Origin of the sequence: Streptomyces sp. NPDC092952, assembly GCF_044754785.1 — a bacterium.
Classification (GTDB): domain Bacteria; phylum Actinomycetota; class Actinomycetes; order Streptomycetales; family Streptomycetaceae; genus Streptomyces.
This window is the reverse complement of the sequence record NZ_JBIVPT010000002.1, coordinates 487883-502208: the sequence shown is the minus strand read 5'-3', so window position 1 is coordinate 502208 and position 14326 is coordinate 487883. Positions and strand designations below refer to the sequence as shown.

At 72.9% G+C, this 14326-nt stretch carries 13 protein-coding genes; 7 read left to right on the top strand and 6 right to left on the bottom strand.

From position 1 onward, the window contains the following. Positions 1-8 precede the first annotated feature (8 nt). From ACIQGQ_RS06150 to ACIQGQ_RS06140, 3 genes are all read right to left on the bottom strand, one after another. On the bottom strand, positions 9-317 hold the full coding sequence (locus tag ACIQGQ_RS06150; RefSeq protein ID WP_402391265.1) for a heavy-metal-associated domain-containing protein: 309 nt from the start codon (positions 315-317) through the stop codon (positions 9-11). Positions 318-405: 88 nt separating this feature from the next. Next, positions 406-1311, bottom strand: a complete 906-nt coding sequence (locus ACIQGQ_RS06145; RefSeq protein WP_402391262.1) for a PrsW family intramembrane metalloprotease — start codon at positions 1309-1311, stop codon at positions 406-408. Positions 1312-1560: 249 nt separating this feature from the next. Next, on the bottom strand, positions 1561-2469 hold the full coding sequence (locus tag ACIQGQ_RS06140; RefSeq protein WP_402391260.1) for a sugar phosphate isomerase/epimerase family protein: 909 nt from the start codon (positions 2467-2469) through the stop codon (positions 1561-1563). Positions 2470-2648: 179 nt separating this feature from the next. Between ACIQGQ_RS06140 and iolC the strand changes: the two genes are divergently transcribed. The 4 genes from iolC to ACIQGQ_RS06120 are packed head-to-tail and all read left to right on the top strand — an operon-like array spanning position 2649 to position 7942. Further along, a complete protein-coding gene (gene iolC / locus ACIQGQ_RS06135; protein WP_402391257.1) occupies positions 2649-3653 on the top strand; it encodes a 5-dehydro-2-deoxygluconokinase in 1005 nt (334 codons plus the stop codon). Further along, positions 3650-4531 carry a 5-deoxy-glucuronate isomerase gene (iolB, locus tag ACIQGQ_RS06130; RefSeq protein WP_402391255.1) on the top strand — a complete coding sequence of 294 codons (882 nt, stop codon included), beginning with the start codon at positions 3650-3652 and terminating at the stop codon, positions 4529-4531. Before iolC ends, iolB begins: the two co-directional genes overlap by 4 nt. Then, positions 4528-6417, top strand: coding sequence for a 3D-(3,5/4)-trihydroxycyclohexane-1,2-dione acylhydrolase (decyclizing) (iolD, locus tag ACIQGQ_RS06125; RefSeq protein ID WP_402391252.1), 1890 nt, complete (start codon positions 4528-4530; stop codon positions 6415-6417). Before iolB ends, iolD begins: the two co-directional genes overlap by 4 nt. A 25-nt stretch (positions 6418-6442) precedes the next feature. Further along, the gene (locus ACIQGQ_RS06120; protein WP_402391250.1) at positions 6443-7942 is read left to right on the top strand and encodes a CoA-acylating methylmalonate-semialdehyde dehydrogenase; all 1500 of its coding nucleotides are present in this window, start codon (positions 6443-6445) and stop codon (positions 7940-7942) included. Positions 7943-8042: 100 nt separating this feature from the next. Here ACIQGQ_RS06120 and ACIQGQ_RS06115 read toward each other — a convergent pair whose 3' ends face one another. After that, positions 8043-8774, bottom strand: a complete 732-nt coding sequence (locus ACIQGQ_RS06115; RefSeq protein ID WP_402391247.1) for a VC0807 family protein — start codon at positions 8772-8774, stop codon at positions 8043-8045. Positions 8775-8966: 192 nt separating this feature from the next. On the opposite strand from ACIQGQ_RS06115, the gene ACIQGQ_RS06110 reads away from it, so the two are divergent. Next, positions 8967-9623, top strand: a complete 657-nt coding sequence (locus ACIQGQ_RS06110; RefSeq protein WP_402391245.1) for a DUF4291 domain-containing protein — start codon at positions 8967-8969, stop codon at positions 9621-9623. A gap of 58 nt (positions 9624-9681) precedes the next feature. Continuing rightward, entirely contained in the window at positions 9682-10407 is a 726-nt protein-coding gene (locus ACIQGQ_RS06105) for a DUF981 family protein (protein ID WP_402391242.1), read from the top strand. A gap of 27 nt (positions 10408-10434) precedes the next feature. Here the strand turns inward: ACIQGQ_RS06105 and ACIQGQ_RS06100 are convergent, their stop codons facing one another. Continuing rightward, the gene (locus ACIQGQ_RS06100) at positions 10435-10989 is read right to left on the bottom strand and encodes a hypothetical protein (RefSeq protein ID WP_402391239.1); all 555 of its coding nucleotides are present in this window, start codon (positions 10987-10989) and stop codon (positions 10435-10437) included. 146 nt (positions 10990-11135) lie between these two features. Further along, positions 11136-12299, bottom strand: a complete 1164-nt coding sequence (locus ACIQGQ_RS06095; RefSeq protein WP_402391236.1) for a DUF3103 family protein — start codon at positions 12297-12299, stop codon at positions 11136-11138. Between the two features lie 463 nt (positions 12300-12762). Between ACIQGQ_RS06095 and ACIQGQ_RS06090 the strand changes: the two genes are divergently transcribed. Next, positions 12763-14298, top strand: a complete 1536-nt coding sequence (locus tag ACIQGQ_RS06090; RefSeq protein WP_402391984.1) for a von Willebrand factor type A domain-containing protein — start codon at positions 12763-12765, stop codon at positions 14296-14298. Positions 14299-14326 lie beyond the last annotated feature (28 nt).

Below are 14326 nucleotides of genomic sequence, written 5' to 3'. Positions count from 1 at the left end.
GGGGGTGCTCAGGCGAGGCCGACGAGCTCGTAACCGGCCTCGTCGACCGCGGCGCGCACGGCGTCCTCGGCCAGCGGGGCCTCGGAGACGACGGTCACTCGGCCCGTGGAGGCCACGGCCTTCACCGAGGTGACACCCTCGATGCCGGAGATCTCCTCGGAGACGGCGCCCTCGCAGTGGCCGCAGGTCATGCCGGACACCTGGTAGACGGCGGTCACGCCGCCCGACTTCGTACCGGCGTCCGCCTCGCTGTGGCAGGAGCCGTTCGGCGTGCAGCAGGAGCCGTTGGCCTGGGGGAGCTGGGTCTCGGCGGTCATGGTCTTCTCCTCTTCGGCGGGCAGGAAGGTGTGCGTCGCCGGAGCCCCGGGAGGCCCGGTGCGGTCCGACGTGTTCCACTGTATACCCCTAGGGGGTATGAACGCGAGTGTCCTGCCGGGAATCCGTTCCGGTGCCGCGTGCGCTGCGCGCCAGCGACCTCAGCCAGGCCAGCGCGATCAGCGTGATCACCACGATCCCGCCCACCGAGAAGAGGGTGAACAGGTGCTGCTGTTCGGCGGTGGGGGTCGGGAGGTAGCCCTGTGCGAACAGGTCACGGCTGAGGTTGGTGTCGGTGATCCGGATGACCAGCCAGAGCGCGATGCCGTGCATCGAGTCCCAGAGAGCGTGCAGGACGGAGACGCCGAGGTAGGCGCCGATTACCGGCGCGGCGAGGCGGAACCGCCCGTTCGGCCTCCGGTAGGAGAGCAGTACGCCACCGGCGATCGCGGTCCAGAGCCCGTGCCCGAAGGGGGCCAGCACCCCGCGCAGCACCTCGGTCTCCAGCAGGGCCCGCAGGTCGATGCCCTGCATCGTGACGGCCGCGTTGAAGGCGTACCCCGCGCTCTCGAAGGCGGCGAAGCCGAACCCGACCGCCGCGCCGAGCACCAGCCCGGCCCGCATGCCGCGCACCTCGGGGTGGCGGCGGAGTACGAACATCAGGGCCAGGAGCTTCACCGCCTCCTCGATCAGACCGACCCCCAGGAAGATCCAGACCGAGGGGTGCAGCAGGTACGACTCCGCGACCGAGGCGCCCAGTACGCCCAGGATGCCGCCGGTCAGGGAGCAGCCGAGGATCAGCGGGACGCCCAGGTCCCGGCCGTGCCGCTCGTACGCCCACAGGATGAAGACGGCCGGGACCAGGAAGCTGCCGAGCAGGATGAGCGTCGGCAGCAGGTTGGTGTTCCGGGTGGTGTACGTGACGATCGCGGTCAGCAGCCAGAGGAGGATGCCGCCCCACAGGCACCGCTTCCACAGGCCGCGGCGCGGCTGCACGGGTCCGGGCGGCCCGCGGTGGCCGGCGGGCGGCTGCCGGCCGGGCGCTCCGGTGGGCGGTGACTGCCATCCGGGAGGGGGCTCGGTGGGCGGTGGCTGCCATCCGGGTGCTCCGGCGGGTGGTCGGCGGCCGGGGTCGCTGGGCCAGTTCACTCGGACTCCCTCGGCGATGGGCGCGATTCCCCCGATTTGTCCGCATCCTATGGCGAGGGCCGCGGCGCGGCATTCGGGGTGAGGGAGGTGGTTGCGTCAGCCGCAGGTACGCAGGAACGCGCGGGTGCGGCGGGCGATGGGGAGGGGCCGGTCGGGCGGGCAGGGGTACATGTCCTGCTCGACGATGGCGAAGAGGTCCACGTCCAGCCCCCGGGCGGCGGCCAGCACCGGCTCCAGCGCGGGCACCCCGCCCGGCGGCTCGCACATCACGCCGCGCGCCACGGCCGGTCCGAACGGCACCCCGTCCGCCACCACACCGGCCAGGATCTCCGGGTCGACCTGCTTGAGGTGGAGGTAGCCGATCCGCTCGCCGTACGTCTCGATCAGCTTCACGCTGTCGCCGCCGCAGTAGGCGTAGTGCCCGGTGTCAAGGCAGAGCGAGACCAGGTCGGGGTCGGTGGCGTCGAGGAAGCGGGCGACGTTCTCCTCGGTGTCGATGTGCGTGTCGGCGTGCGGATGGACGACGACGCGCAGCCCGAACCGGTCCCGCACCTCACGGGCCAGCCGCTCCGTCTGTGCGGTGAGATCGCGCCACTGCCCGGCGGTGAGCTCGCGCTCCTCCAGCACCTCGCCGGTCCGGTCGTCGCGCCAGAACGCGGGGATGACGACCAGGTGCCCGGCCCCCGTCGACCGGGTGAGTGCCGCGATCCGGGCGACATGCGCCCAGGTCCGGTCCCAGACGCCCGGTCCGTGGTGCAATCCGGTGAAGACCGTCCCCGCCGAGACCGAGAGCCCGCGCCGTCCGGTCTCCTCGGCGAGCCGGGCCGGATCGGTCGGGAGATAGCCGTACGGACCCAGCTCGATCCACTCGTAACCCGCCTCCGCGACCTCGTCGAGGAAGCGCCGCCAGGGCACCTGCTCCGGATCGTCGGGGAACCAGACCCCCCAGGAGTCGGGGGCCGAACCGATGCGGATACGGGACGGGGCCGCTGCGGAGGAGGTCATGCGGTCCAGGGTTACGGCACGGTGACCGAGTGTCAATCATTGGTCCGTATGTCCGGACAAAGCATTGACAGGGGGGCGGGGGCGGGCTAGATCTTGGGGCGGCCCGCCGGGACGGCGGGCGAGGTGGGGAGACGAGGGGCGAGGGCCGAGGAACGAGAGGCGGTGTCGGAGGGATGGGCATGTCTGATCGGTACGACGTCATCACCATGGGCCGTATCGGTGTGGATCTCTACCCGCTGCAGACCGGTCTGCCCCTGTCCCGGGTCGAGACCTTCGGAAAGTTCCTCGGCGGTTCACCGTCCAACGTCGCCGTCGCGGCGGCCCGGCTCGGCCGGCGGACGGCGGTGGTGACGCGTACCGGACGCGACCCCTTCGGGACGTATCTCCACGAGCAGCTAAGGGAGTTCGGGGTGGACGACCGGTGGGTGACGCCGGTCGAGGCGTACCCGACACCGGTCACCTTCTGCGAACTCTTCCCGCCCGACGACTTCCCGCTCTACTTCTACCGGCAGCCCAAGGCCCCCGATCTGGAGATCCACCCCGCCGAGCTGGACCTCGCGGCGATCCGGGCCGCCCGGGTCTTCTGGGCGACCGGCACCGGCCTCTGCGCCGAACCGAGCCGCTCCGCCACCCTCGCCGCCCTGGCCGCCCGCGACCGCTCCGGCATCACCGTCCTCGACCTGGACTGGCGCCCGATGTTCTGGGACCCCGCGCGGGACGCCGACCCCGGACCCCTCTACCGCCGCGCCCTCGCCCTGGCCACCGTCGCCGTGGGCAACGTGGACGAGTGCGAGATCGCGACCGGCGAGCGCGAACCGTACGCGGCGGCCCGTGCCCTGCTCGACGCGGGTGCCGAACTCGCCGTCGTCAAACAGGGCCCCGAGGGCGTCCTCGCCGTGCACCGGGACGGCACGGCCACCCGGGTCCCGGCGCTGCCGGTCGAGGTGGTCAACGGCCTCGGCGCGGGCGACGCCTTCGGCGGGGCGCTCTGCCACGGCCTCCTCGCGGGCTGGCCCACCGGGCGCGTCATGCGGTACGCGAACGCGGCGGGCGCCCTCGTCGCCGCCCGGCTCGCCTGCTCGTCCGCCATGCCGTTCCCGCACGAGATCGAGGTGGCGCTCCGCGAGGACGAGAAGCGCCCGCGGCGGGGGGAGCACGCGACGAACGAGGAGAGCCGGGCATGACGACCGACGGCCGCACCGGCCACCACCTGCCCGCCGGGAGCGCGGCGCGCGGCGCGTACGCCCTGGACATCGACCCGGAACGGGCCGGCTGGGACCGCTCCGCCCTGCGCGTACTGGAGCTCGGCCCCGGCGGCGTCCACACCTTCGACACCGGGGACAGCGAGTGGATCGTGCTGCCGCTGGCCGGTGGCTGTACGGTGCGTACCTCAGGTGAGATCTTTGAACTGCTGGGCCGGGAAAGCGTGTTCAGCGGCGTGTCCGACTTCGCCTATGTACCCCGCGACGCCCATGCACAGATCGCCTCCGGCGCCGGAGGCCGCTTCGCCCTGGCAGGAGCGAAGTGCGAGCGACGACTCCCCGCTCGCTACGGCCCCGCGCCGGAGGTTCCCGTCGAACTGCGCGGCTCCGGGAACTGCTCACGGCAGGTCAACAACTTCGCCGCCGCCGACACCTTCGCGTGCGACCGGCTGATCGCCGTGGAGGTCCTCACCCCCGGCGGCAACTGGTCGTCCTACCCGCCGCACAAGCACGACGAGCACCGCCCCGGCGCCGAGTCCGTCCTGGAGGAGATCTACTACTTCGAGGTGGAGCACGACGGCCTCGGCTACCACCGGGTCTCGCCCTCCCGGCCCGGCGGAACGGATCTGCTCGCCGAGGTCCGCTCCGGCGACGCGGTCCTGATCCCGGACGGCTGGCACGGCCCCTCCATCGCCTCCCCGGGCCGCACCCTCTACTACCTCAACGTGATGGCCGGACCGGGGGAGCAGCGGGAATGGCTGATCACCGACCACCCGGACCACCGCTGGATCCGCGACACCTGGCCCCACCAGCCGGTCGATCCCCGGCTCCCCCTCCACCGCCCCGAGGCACGCCCATGACGACCGGCACCCGCAGGCTCACCACCGCCCAGGCCCTGGTGGCCTTCCTGGCCCGCCAGTACACCGAGCGCGACGGCCGCCGGCAGCGGCTGATCCCCGCCGTCTGGGGCATCTTCGGCCACGGCAACGTCGCCGGTATCGGCCAGGCGCTCGTCGAGTCCGCCGCCGAGATGCCCTACCTCCAGGGCCGCAACGAACAGGCCATGGTGCACGCGGCGGTCGGCTACGCCCGCCAGTCCGGGCGGCTCTCCGCCCACGCCGTCACCACCTCCATCGGCCCCGGCGCCACCAACCTCGTCACCGGCGCCGCCCTCGCCACCGTCAACCACCTCCCGGTCCTGCTGCTGCCCGGCGACACCTTCGCCGCCCGGCCCGCCGACCCGGTGCTCCAGCAGATCGAGGTCCCGGGCGCGGGCGACGTCACCGTCAACGACTGCCTGCGCCCCGTCTCCCGCTACTTCGACCGGATCACCCGCCCCGAGGCGCTCGTCCCGGCCGCCCTCCAGGCCGTACGGACCCTCACCGACCCGGCCCTGACCGGCGCCGTGACCCTCGCGCTGCCGCAGGACGTGCAGGCCCAGGCGTACGACTGGCCCGAGGAGTTCTTCGCCGAACGCGTCTGGCACGTACGCCGGCCCGCCCCCGACCCCGGCGAACTCGACCGCGCGGTAAGGGCGGTGCGCGCGGCCGAGCGGCCGCTGATCGTGGCGGGCGGCGGCGTCCGGCACAGCGGGGCCGGGGCGGCCCTGGCCGCCCTCGCCGACGCCACCGGCATCCCCGTCGCCACCACCCAGGCGGGCAAGGGCGCCCTCCGCCACGACCACCCCGCCGAGGTCGGCGGCATCGGCCACACCGGCACCGCGACCGCCGACGCCCTGGCCCGCACCGCCGACCTGGTCATCGGCGTCGGCACCCGCTACTCCGACTTCACCACCGCGTCCGGCACCCTCTTCGCCCGCCCGGACGTCCGCTTCCTCAACCTCGGCATCACCGGCTTCGACGCCCACAAGCTCGGCGCGCTCCCGCTGGTCGCCGACGCCCGCACCGCACTCGAAGCCCTCACCGCCGCCTTGGCGGAAACCACCGGCCACCGCGTCGCCCCCGCCTACGTACGCGAGTACACCGCCGCCAAGGAGGCGTGGGAGCGGCGCGTCACCGCCGCGTTCGCCGCCCCCGACCCGGCCGCCCGCCCCACCCAGGCCCAGGTCGTCGGCGCCCTCGACGCCCTGGTCACCGACGACGACATCCTGATCAACGCGGCCGGATCGCTCCCCGGCGACCTGCACCGGCTGTGGCGGGCCCGCTCCCCGGACCAGTACCACGTGGAGTACGGCTACTCCTGCATGGGCTACGAGATCCCGGCCGCGATCGGCGTCCAGCTCGCCGCCCCCGGCCGCCCCGTCTGGGCGCTGGTCGGCGACGGCACGTACCTCATGAACCCGACCGAGATCGTCACCGCCGTACAGCGGGAGCTCCCGGTGAAACTGGTCGTCCTCCAGAACCACGGCTACGCCTCCATCGGCGGGCTGTCCGCGCAGGTCGGAGCCGAACGCCTGGGCACCGCCCACCGGATGCGGGCCCCCGACGGAACGTTCACCGGGGAGCCGCTGCCCGTCGATCTCGCGGCCAACGCGGCCTCCCTCGGGATGCGGGTCCTGCGCGCCGAAACCATGCGTGACCTGCGCGAAGCCCTGGCCGAGGCCCGATCGTCGGACCGCCCCACTTGTGTCTACGTCGAGACCGAAACGGCAGACACTCTGTCGGGCCCCCCTCCGTCACAGGCGTGGTGGGATGTTCCCGTAGCGGAGACGGCCACCCGGCCGTCGGCCCTGAAAGCCCGGGAAGAGTACGACCGCCACGTCGCCGACCGTCGCCACCACCTCTGAAGACGCCATTGAAGGAGTTCCTGTCATGAAGACCGTCAACCACTGGATCGGTGGCAAGACCGTCGAGGGCGCGTCGGGCAACTACGGCCCGGTCACCGACCCGGCCACCGGCGAGGTCACCACCCAGGTCGCGCTGGCCTCCGCCGAGGAGGTCGACGCCGCGGTCGCCTCCGCCAAGGCCGCCTACGCCACGTGGGGCACCTCCTCGCTGTCGACGCGTACGGCGATCCTCTTCCGCTACCGCGCGCTGCTGGACGCCCACCGCGACGAGATCGCCGCGCTGATCACCGCCGAGCACGGCAAGGTCCACTCGGACGCGCTGGGCGAGGTCGCCCGCGGCCTGGAGATCGTCGAGCTGGCCTGCGGCATCACCACCCAGCTCAAGGGCGAGCTGTCCACCCAGGTCTCCAGCCGGGTCGACGTCTCCTCGATCCGCCAGTCGCTCGGCGTCGTCGCGGGCATCACCCCGTTCAACTTCCCGGCCATGGTGCCGATGTGGATGTTCCCGCTCGCCGTCGCCTGCGGCAACACCTTCGTCCTCAAGCCCAGCGAGAAGGACCCGTCGGCCGCCAACCTGCTGGCCGAGCTGGCCTCCGAGGCCGGTCTGCCCGACGGTGTGCTCAACGTCCTGCACGGTGACAAGATCGCCGTCGACGGCCTGCTCTCCCACCCCGACGTGGCCGCGGTCTCCTTCGTCGGCTCCACCCCGATCGCCCGCTACATCCATCAGACCGCCACCGCCAACGGCAAGCGCGTCCAGGCGCTCGGCGGCGCGAAGAACCACATGCTGGTGCTGCCGGACGCGGACCTCGACGCCGCCGCCGACGCCGCCGTCTCCGCCGCGTACGGCTCCGCCGGCGAGCGCTGCATGGCCATCTCCGCGGTCGTCGCGGTCGGCTCCGTCGGTGACGAGCTCGTCGCGAAGATCAAGGAGCGCGCCGAGAAGATCAAGATCGGCCCCGGCAACGACGCCACGTCCGAGATGGGCCCGCTGATCACCGCCGCCCACCGCGACAAGGTCGCCTCCTACGTCACGGGCGCCGCCGCCCAGGGCGCCGACGTCGTCCTGGACGGCACCGGCTTCACCGTCGAGGGCTTCGAGAAGGGCCACTGGATCGGCCTCTCCCTCCTCGACAACGTGTCCACCGACTCGGACGCGTACAAGGACGAGATCTTCGGCCCGGTCCTGTGCGTGCTGCGCGTCGACACGTACGAGGAGGGCGTCGCCCTCATGAACGCCTCGCCGTTCGGCAACGGCACCGCGATCTTCACCCGCGACGGCGGCGCCGCCCGCCGCTTCCAGCTGGAGATCGAGGCCGGCATGGTCGGCGTCAACGTGCCGATCCCGGTGCCGGTGGGCTACCACTCCTTCGGCGGCTGGAAGGACTCGCTCTTCGGCGCCCACCACATCTACGGCAACGACGGCGTGCACTTCTACACCCGCGGCAAGGTCGTCACCACCCGCTGGCCGGACCCGGCCGACGCCCCGTCCGGCGTCGACCTGGGCTTCCCCCGCAACCACTGAGCGGATCGCCCCGTCCGCTCGTCCCCGGCGTCCCTGACCGACGCCACGCGGAAGGGCCGGAGGAGAGCCTGTGCTCCCCTCCGGCCCTTCGGCCGTTCCGTCAGCGGTCGGAACCGGCCTCCTCGGTGATCATGTAGATCATCGGGACCGCTCCCACCCGGCCGGACACCAGGAACGCGCCCACCATCGTCACCACCATGACGACCGTGCCGAGCCACACCATCGTCTCCACCGGCAGCGTGTACGCGCCCACCACCCGCACCACGCACTCGCCCAGCAGCGCCGCGCCCCACACCACCGAGAACCGGTTCTCCGCCCGCCGGAAGGCCGCCGAGGCCGCCGCCGAACCACCCGCGAGCCGCTGCCAGGCCGCGTCCCGGGCCGGGACGCCCTTCACCAGCCAGGGCCGCACCGCGTCGGTCATCATCGGCCGGCCCTTCAGCGCCGTCACCAGGACGGCGAGCCCGACGAGGCTGCTCACCCCGCTGTCCTTGGCGAGCATCAGCCGCGGATCACCGGTCAGCAGGCTGGTCACCAGGCTCACCGCGTTGACCGAGACGATCAGCGCCGCCAGTCCGTTGAGCCGCCGCTCGCGCAGCACCCCCCACACGGTCCGCACGGCCGGCAGCGCGCTGCTCCAGGCCAGCGCGGCGAGGAGGCTCAGCCCCGCCCCCTTCAGCACGTAGTACGAGGCGAGCGGAACGGCGACGTCCACGACCAGCGGAAGTAGACCGCTCAGCACCGTCCGGCCCCGCGAGGGCGCGGCGGCGACGGCCGGGGCCGCCGCGTACGTCGTGGCCGGGGCGGCGAGGGTGGCGGCCGGGCTGCTCATGACGGGGTCCTCCTCCGTGGCGGCGGGCTCCTCGGCGGCCCCGCTCTCGATACGTACAGACTGGCCTCCGGGCCCCGGTGCCCGGCAGAGCCGCGTGTACCGGACTCCGTATGACGAATGTCAGGTCCCGCGCATGACGGGCCCGCGGTAATCCGTTCGCCGCGCCCGGTGCCCCGGTGTTCTGATGGGGCCATGACCGCCCCGACCGGCCCGAACACCACTGACGTCCCGGCAGCCCCGCACATAGCGGACGTCCCGCCGTACGAGATCCGCGCCCGGCACACCGGCACCACCGTCACCGTGTACCAGGCGTACCGGCCGGACCTCGGCCTTCCGGCCGCCCGGGACGGCCGCTTCCCCGAGGCGTGGAAGCGGGACCGGATGACCTGGATCAAGCCGAGCTTCCTGTGGATGATGTACCGCTGCGGCTGGGGCACGAAGGAGGGTCAGGAGACCGTGCTGGCCGTCGAGATCACCCGCGAGGGCTTCGACTGGGCCCTGGAGCACGCCGAACTCTCCCACTACGCCAGGGGAGTCCACCCGGACCGCGACACCTGGCGACGGAACCTGCGCCGCGCGCCGGCCCGCGTCCAGTGGGACCCCGAGCGCGACCTCCGCCTGGACCGGCTGCCGCACCGCTCCCTCCAGCTCGGCCTCTCCGGCGAGGCCGCCCGCCGGTACGCCGACGAGTGGACGGTCTCGATCCGTGACGTCACCCCACTGGCCCGGCGGGTCCACGGACTCGTACGAGAGGGCCGCCTCGACGAGGCGGGCGCGCTGCTGCCCGTGGAGTCCCCGTACCCGCTGGGCGGCGCACCGGTTCCGGACCGGACGGCGACACGACCGTAGAGACGGAAAATCAGGGCAAATCCCCCAGGTTGTTCGCCGGTCCCACTACGCTCCGCGCATGATCCCGCACGCCTTGATGCCCCTTGCCGCGTCCGGTCTGAAGATCGACTGGACCCGGATGCCGACCTACAACACGATCATGTCGGTGGCCGCCGGCGCCGGGCTGCTGCTCGTGGTGGCGCTGGGCTACCGGCTGCTCGCCCCCGGGCGGGAGGTCTCCTTCGAGGGGTGGTCGCTCGCGTTCGCGGCGCTCGGCTTCACCCTCGTCACGACCGGTCTGCACATGACCCTGACCTGGCCGCTCGCCGGGCAGGGCTTCCCGTTCGACAACGTCATCTTCGGTGAACCGGCCCTGGCCTTCGGCGTCTTCCTGCTCACCGCCTCCTTCTACCTGTGGAAGTGCGGCGCCGAACTCCTCGGCGACGACCGGGTCGTCCGCGCGGCCCGGACCACCGGACCCATCTCGGTGTTCGTCTTCGGCATGGGCCTCGCCTGCTTCGGGATCGCCGCGGCGGGCTGGAAGTACACCCTCTTCGCCGCCCCGCCGGAGGAGCCCATCTCCGGGGAGTTCGCGAAGTGGCCGCTGCTGGAGGCGAGTTTCATGTCCGGGCTGTACGTCCTGGTCGGGATCGGGGCGCTGCTCTTCCCGTTCGCGCTGCGGCGGCCCAGGGGATGGATGGCCCCGGTCATCGGCGTGGTGTGGGCGATCGCCGGAATCGCCTTCCTGCTCTTCGGCGGGCTGAACTACTTCACCCACATCGGTCTCATCGTCAACACCATGTGAGCTGACGGGGCGGGCCCGGCCTGGCGCTCACCAGCCCGTGGCGCCCACGACCTCGGCCGCGATGTCCGCGACGGTACGCCCGTCCGTGGCCACCCGGACCGTGTCCGCCGGTGCGTCCTTCTCCAGGAGCCGGGCCCTGCGCCTGCTGTTCGCGACCTCGTGCTCCAGTCCCGAGCCGATCTCCCGCCCCGCGAGCCGTTCGTACGCCGTGGCGTCGGAGGCGGTGAGCAGCACGCGGACCAGGCGCACGTCCGGCCCCATCGCCCGTTCGAACATGACCGCCGACTCCGGCAGGACGCACACGGTGTTGGTGTAGACGAGGCGGTGGTGGCCGAGCGCCGTGTAGTTCGCCCAGAGGGCCGTCAGATTGCGCTCGGTGATCCCGGCCCGGTGCGGATCGCCGGCCGGCGCCGGATGGACCTGGCCCACCAGATCGCCCTCCAGGAGTGCGTGTGCCGTCCCGGTGCTCTGGAGCAGCGCCGAGACCTCCCAGGCGACGGTCGTCTTGCCCACCCCCGCGCGCCCGCCGATGAGCAGCGCCTCGGCCGGCCGGTGGTGTTCCGTGTGCTCCGTACGTCCCATGCGCGGCAGTGTGCCGGTCGGCCCGGCCGGACGCGACGGACTTTCCGGCGCGGGACCGGTCGTCCGGCTCGGTTGGTCGTCCGGCGAGGCCGGTCGTCCGGTGCGCCGCCCGGCCCGCCGTGGGGCCGGGCCGGACGGCGTGGGGCTCAGAGCTCCGACACGTGGTACGGCGAGACGGTCATCCAGCCGTTGCCCGCGGCGCCGTTGCGCTTGCCGCTGCTGGACTTGGCGAGGGTGTACCAGGACTCGACGTAGTCCGGGTCGTCGGTCCACCAGCTGGTGGGGATGGCGTCGAGCACCGCGTCGGCCAGCGGGATGTACGCGCCCTGGTCGGTGATGGTCAGCAGGACGGCGGCGATGGCCTTGGCCAGGGCCTGGTAGTTGGTGTCCCCGTCGTCCTCCATCATGACCGCGTCGGCCAGGTCGTACTTGTAGTTGGACCAGTTGACCAGGACCTGGCCCGGGTAGTAGGTGGTGTCCGCCTTGTTCAGGTACGGCATCTCCACGGTGTCCACGCGCGGCTTGCCGTCCTTGCCGAAGCCGGTGACCAGGGTGAAGATCTCGGCGTCGCCCTTGAAGAACGGCTCCTTGACGTCGGCGACCCGCACCGAGTCGACCCGGGTGGTGTCGATGCCCGAGGCGGCGGCCAGGGCACTCGCGGCGGTGGCGGGCGCGGGGGCGTTGAGGCCCTTGGCGGCCAGGGCCCCGTCGATGACCTTCAGCCCCTCGGCGACCGCCTTCGCCCCGTCGATGCCGACGAGGTAGACGGGGCGGGAGGTGGGGGTGTCCAGGGGCAGTTGGTGCGCGGTGCCCCGGCTGTCGTACGCGGTGAAGGTCGTGGCGCCGTCGTCGTCGGACGGGGCGGCGGCCACCAGCGGGGCGGTGCCCGAGGCGAGTCGTGTGCGCATCGAGGCGTCGGCCAGCCCGACCCGCAGCAGCGGACCCGCGCTGTCGTCGAGCCCCTTGGCGGCGGCGACGCCCCGGTCCGCCTCGGCGATCCCGGCGGCGAGGTTCCGCCCGGCCGGGGCGGCGGCGCGGCCGGTCAGCCCGCCGAGCCCGACGGTGTCCGCCCCCAGGGCGGCCCGGCGGACCTCGCCGCGCCAGGCCGGATCGGCCAGTGAACGGGCGAGCGCGCGGGCGGTGGCGTCCTCGATGCCGGAGACGGAGGAGGAGGCGGCGGCCGGGGCGGCGGAACTGCCGGACGCCGGGTGTGCCGGGGCGGCCAGCGCGGTGCCCTGGAGCGGAACAAGTGCGGTCGCGGCCAGTGCGACCCCGATCAGGGCCGTGCGCAGCGGTGTGGAAGCACTCAAGACGATGTCTCCTGTGGGAGATGGAGCACGACGGGGGTGTCGAAGCGGCCGCCGGTATCCGGTGTTGGGAACGGAGGGCGGCACATCGATCTATGCGAGTAGACCGTGATTGAGTGTCCATGACAAGACTTGCTTTTCTTCCCGGATTCCGATCCTCGGGCCGGGCCCGACGGGCCGAACTCGCCCTCCCCGGCCGGTCATTCCGTCGCATTTCCAGCCGTCGTTGCCGCATCGAGACCCATCCGCAACGGCTTCGTCTGCTTCCGGACGCCCGCCTCGAACGTCACATTCACAGGTCGCTGACAGGAAGACGAAGGCATCGAGGGGGACGACGACGATGGAACGCCGAACACCGGAACGCCCGGCACCGGAACGCCGGACAGCGGGAAGCCGGACGACCGCGCATCGGAGGCGGTACGCGCGTGCCCGGCAGGGGGCGCTCGGGGCGCTGCTGGCGGGCGGCATGCTGCTCACCGGATGCTCGGCCGCCACGACCACCGACCGGGCCGCCTCCTCCGAACGCCGGGACGGCCCCGTCCCCGCCCCCGCGTACGGAGCGCCGGGCGGCGCCGAGAAGCCGGGCGGCGCCAAGGAGAAGGACGGGGTGGCGGAGAAGGACGGGCCGCGGGAGTCCGCCCCGCCCGACTACCTGTCCACCTTCGCGCTTGACGTCGACACCGCCTCGTACGGCTACGCCCGCCGCACCCTCGGCAGCGGCCGGCTGCCGGACCCCGCCACCGTGCGGCCCGAGGAGTTCGTCAACAGCTTCCGCCAGGGCTACCGCCGCCCGGCCGGCAAGGGCTTCACCGTGAACGTCGACGGGGCCCGCACCGGGGACGGCGGCTGGTCCCTGGTGCGGGTGGGCCTCGCCACCAAGGCCGCCCTCACCCGCGACGAACGGCCGCCCGTCGCGCTCACCTTCGTCGTCGACATCTCCGGCTCGATGGCCGAACCCGGCCGCCTCGACCTGGTGAGGAAGTCCCTGGGCATCCTCACCGACGAACTCCGCGACGACGACTCGATCGCGCTGGTCACCTTCAGCGGCAGGGCGAGGACCCTGCTGCCGATGACCCGGCTGCGCGACCACCGGGGCAGGATCCGCGACCGGATCGACTCCATGGAACCCGGCGCCTCCACCAACGTCGAGGCCGGTGTCCGCCGGGGCTACGAAGAGGCGGTCGAGGGCCGCGTCGAGGGGGCCGGAAACCGGGTCGTCCTGCTCTCCGACGCCCTCGCCAACACCGGCGGGACCACGGCCGGGGCCATCCTGGAGCGCATCGAATCCGCCCGCCGCGCCTACGGCATCACCCTCTTCGGGGTCGGCGTCGGCAGCGAGTACGGCGATGCGCTGATGGAGGAGCTCACCGACAAGGGCGACGGCCACACCACCTACGTCGCCGACGAGGAGCAGGCCCGCAAGGTCTTCGTCGACCAGCTCCCCGCCCACCTCGAACTGACCGCCCGCGACGCCAAGGCCCAGGTCGCCTTCGACCGGAAGACCGTCAAGCAGTTCCGGCTCATCGGGTACGAGAACCGCAAGGTCGCCGACGAGGACTTCCGCGACGACCGGGTCGACGGCGGCGAGGTCGGCCCCGGCCACACGGTGACCGCGCTGTACGCCGTACGCCTCAGGCCCGGCGCGGCGGGACACGTGGCGACGGCCACCGTCCGCTGGCTGGACCCCGCCACCCGGGCACCGCACGAGCGGAGCGGCACCGTCACCACCGACGCGATCGGCGGCCCGCTCTGGGGCGGGGCGGGCAAGCGCCTCCAAGTGGCCGCCGTGGCCGCCTACTTCGCCGAGACGCTCCGGGGCGGAAAACTCCCCGGCGCCCCCCGGCTCGGTGAACTCGCCGCCCGCGCGGACACATTGGCAACCGCCACCGAGGACGCCTCGGTCCGCAAGCTGGCGACGGCGATCGGCCAGGCCGACCGGATCAGGAACGGCAGGACGGACGACAGCGGCTCCGGCGCGGAACGGGAGGGCGAACTGGGCTGACCGGCCCGGGGACCGAGCGGCCGCGCGG

What these genes read in the sequence shown, in the direction of transcription:
- ACIQGQ_RS06150 (WP_402391265.1), bottom strand. Translation starts at nt 317, where the DNA reads ATGACCGCCGAGACCCAGCTCCCCCAGGCCAACGGCTCCTGCTGCACG.
- ACIQGQ_RS06140 (WP_402391260.1), bottom strand. Translation starts at nt 2,469, where the DNA reads ATGACCTCCTCCGCAGCGGCCCCGTCCCGTATCCGCATCGGTTCGGCC.
- iolC (WP_402391257.1), top strand. Translation starts at nt 2,649, where the DNA reads ATGTCTGATCGGTACGACGTCATCACCATGGGCCGTATCGGTGTGGAT.
- iolB (WP_402391255.1), top strand. Translation starts at nt 3,650, where the DNA reads ATGACGACCGACGGCCGCACCGGCCACCACCTGCCCGCCGGGAGCGCG.
- iolD (WP_402391252.1), top strand. Translation starts at nt 4,528, where the DNA reads ATGACGACCGGCACCCGCAGGCTCACCACCGCCCAGGCCCTGGTGGCC.
- ACIQGQ_RS06120 (WP_402391250.1), top strand. Translation starts at nt 6,443, where the DNA reads ATGAAGACCGTCAACCACTGGATCGGTGGCAAGACCGTCGAGGGCGCG.
- ACIQGQ_RS06115 (WP_402391247.1), bottom strand. Translation starts at nt 8,774, where the DNA reads ATGAGCAGCCCGGCCGCCACCCTCGCCGCCCCGGCCACGACGTACGCG.
- ACIQGQ_RS06110 (WP_402391245.1), top strand. Translation starts at nt 8,967, where the DNA reads ATGACCGCCCCGACCGGCCCGAACACCACTGACGTCCCGGCAGCCCCG.
- ACIQGQ_RS06105 (WP_402391242.1), top strand. Translation starts at nt 9,682, where the DNA reads ATGATCCCGCACGCCTTGATGCCCCTTGCCGCGTCCGGTCTGAAGATC.
- ACIQGQ_RS06100 (WP_402391239.1), bottom strand. Translation starts at nt 10,989, where the DNA reads ATGGGACGTACGGAGCACACGGAACACCACCGGCCGGCCGAGGCGCTG.
- ACIQGQ_RS06090 (WP_402391984.1), top strand. Translation starts at nt 12,763, where the DNA reads ATGCTGCTCACCGGATGCTCGGCCGCCACGACCACCGACCGGGCCGCC.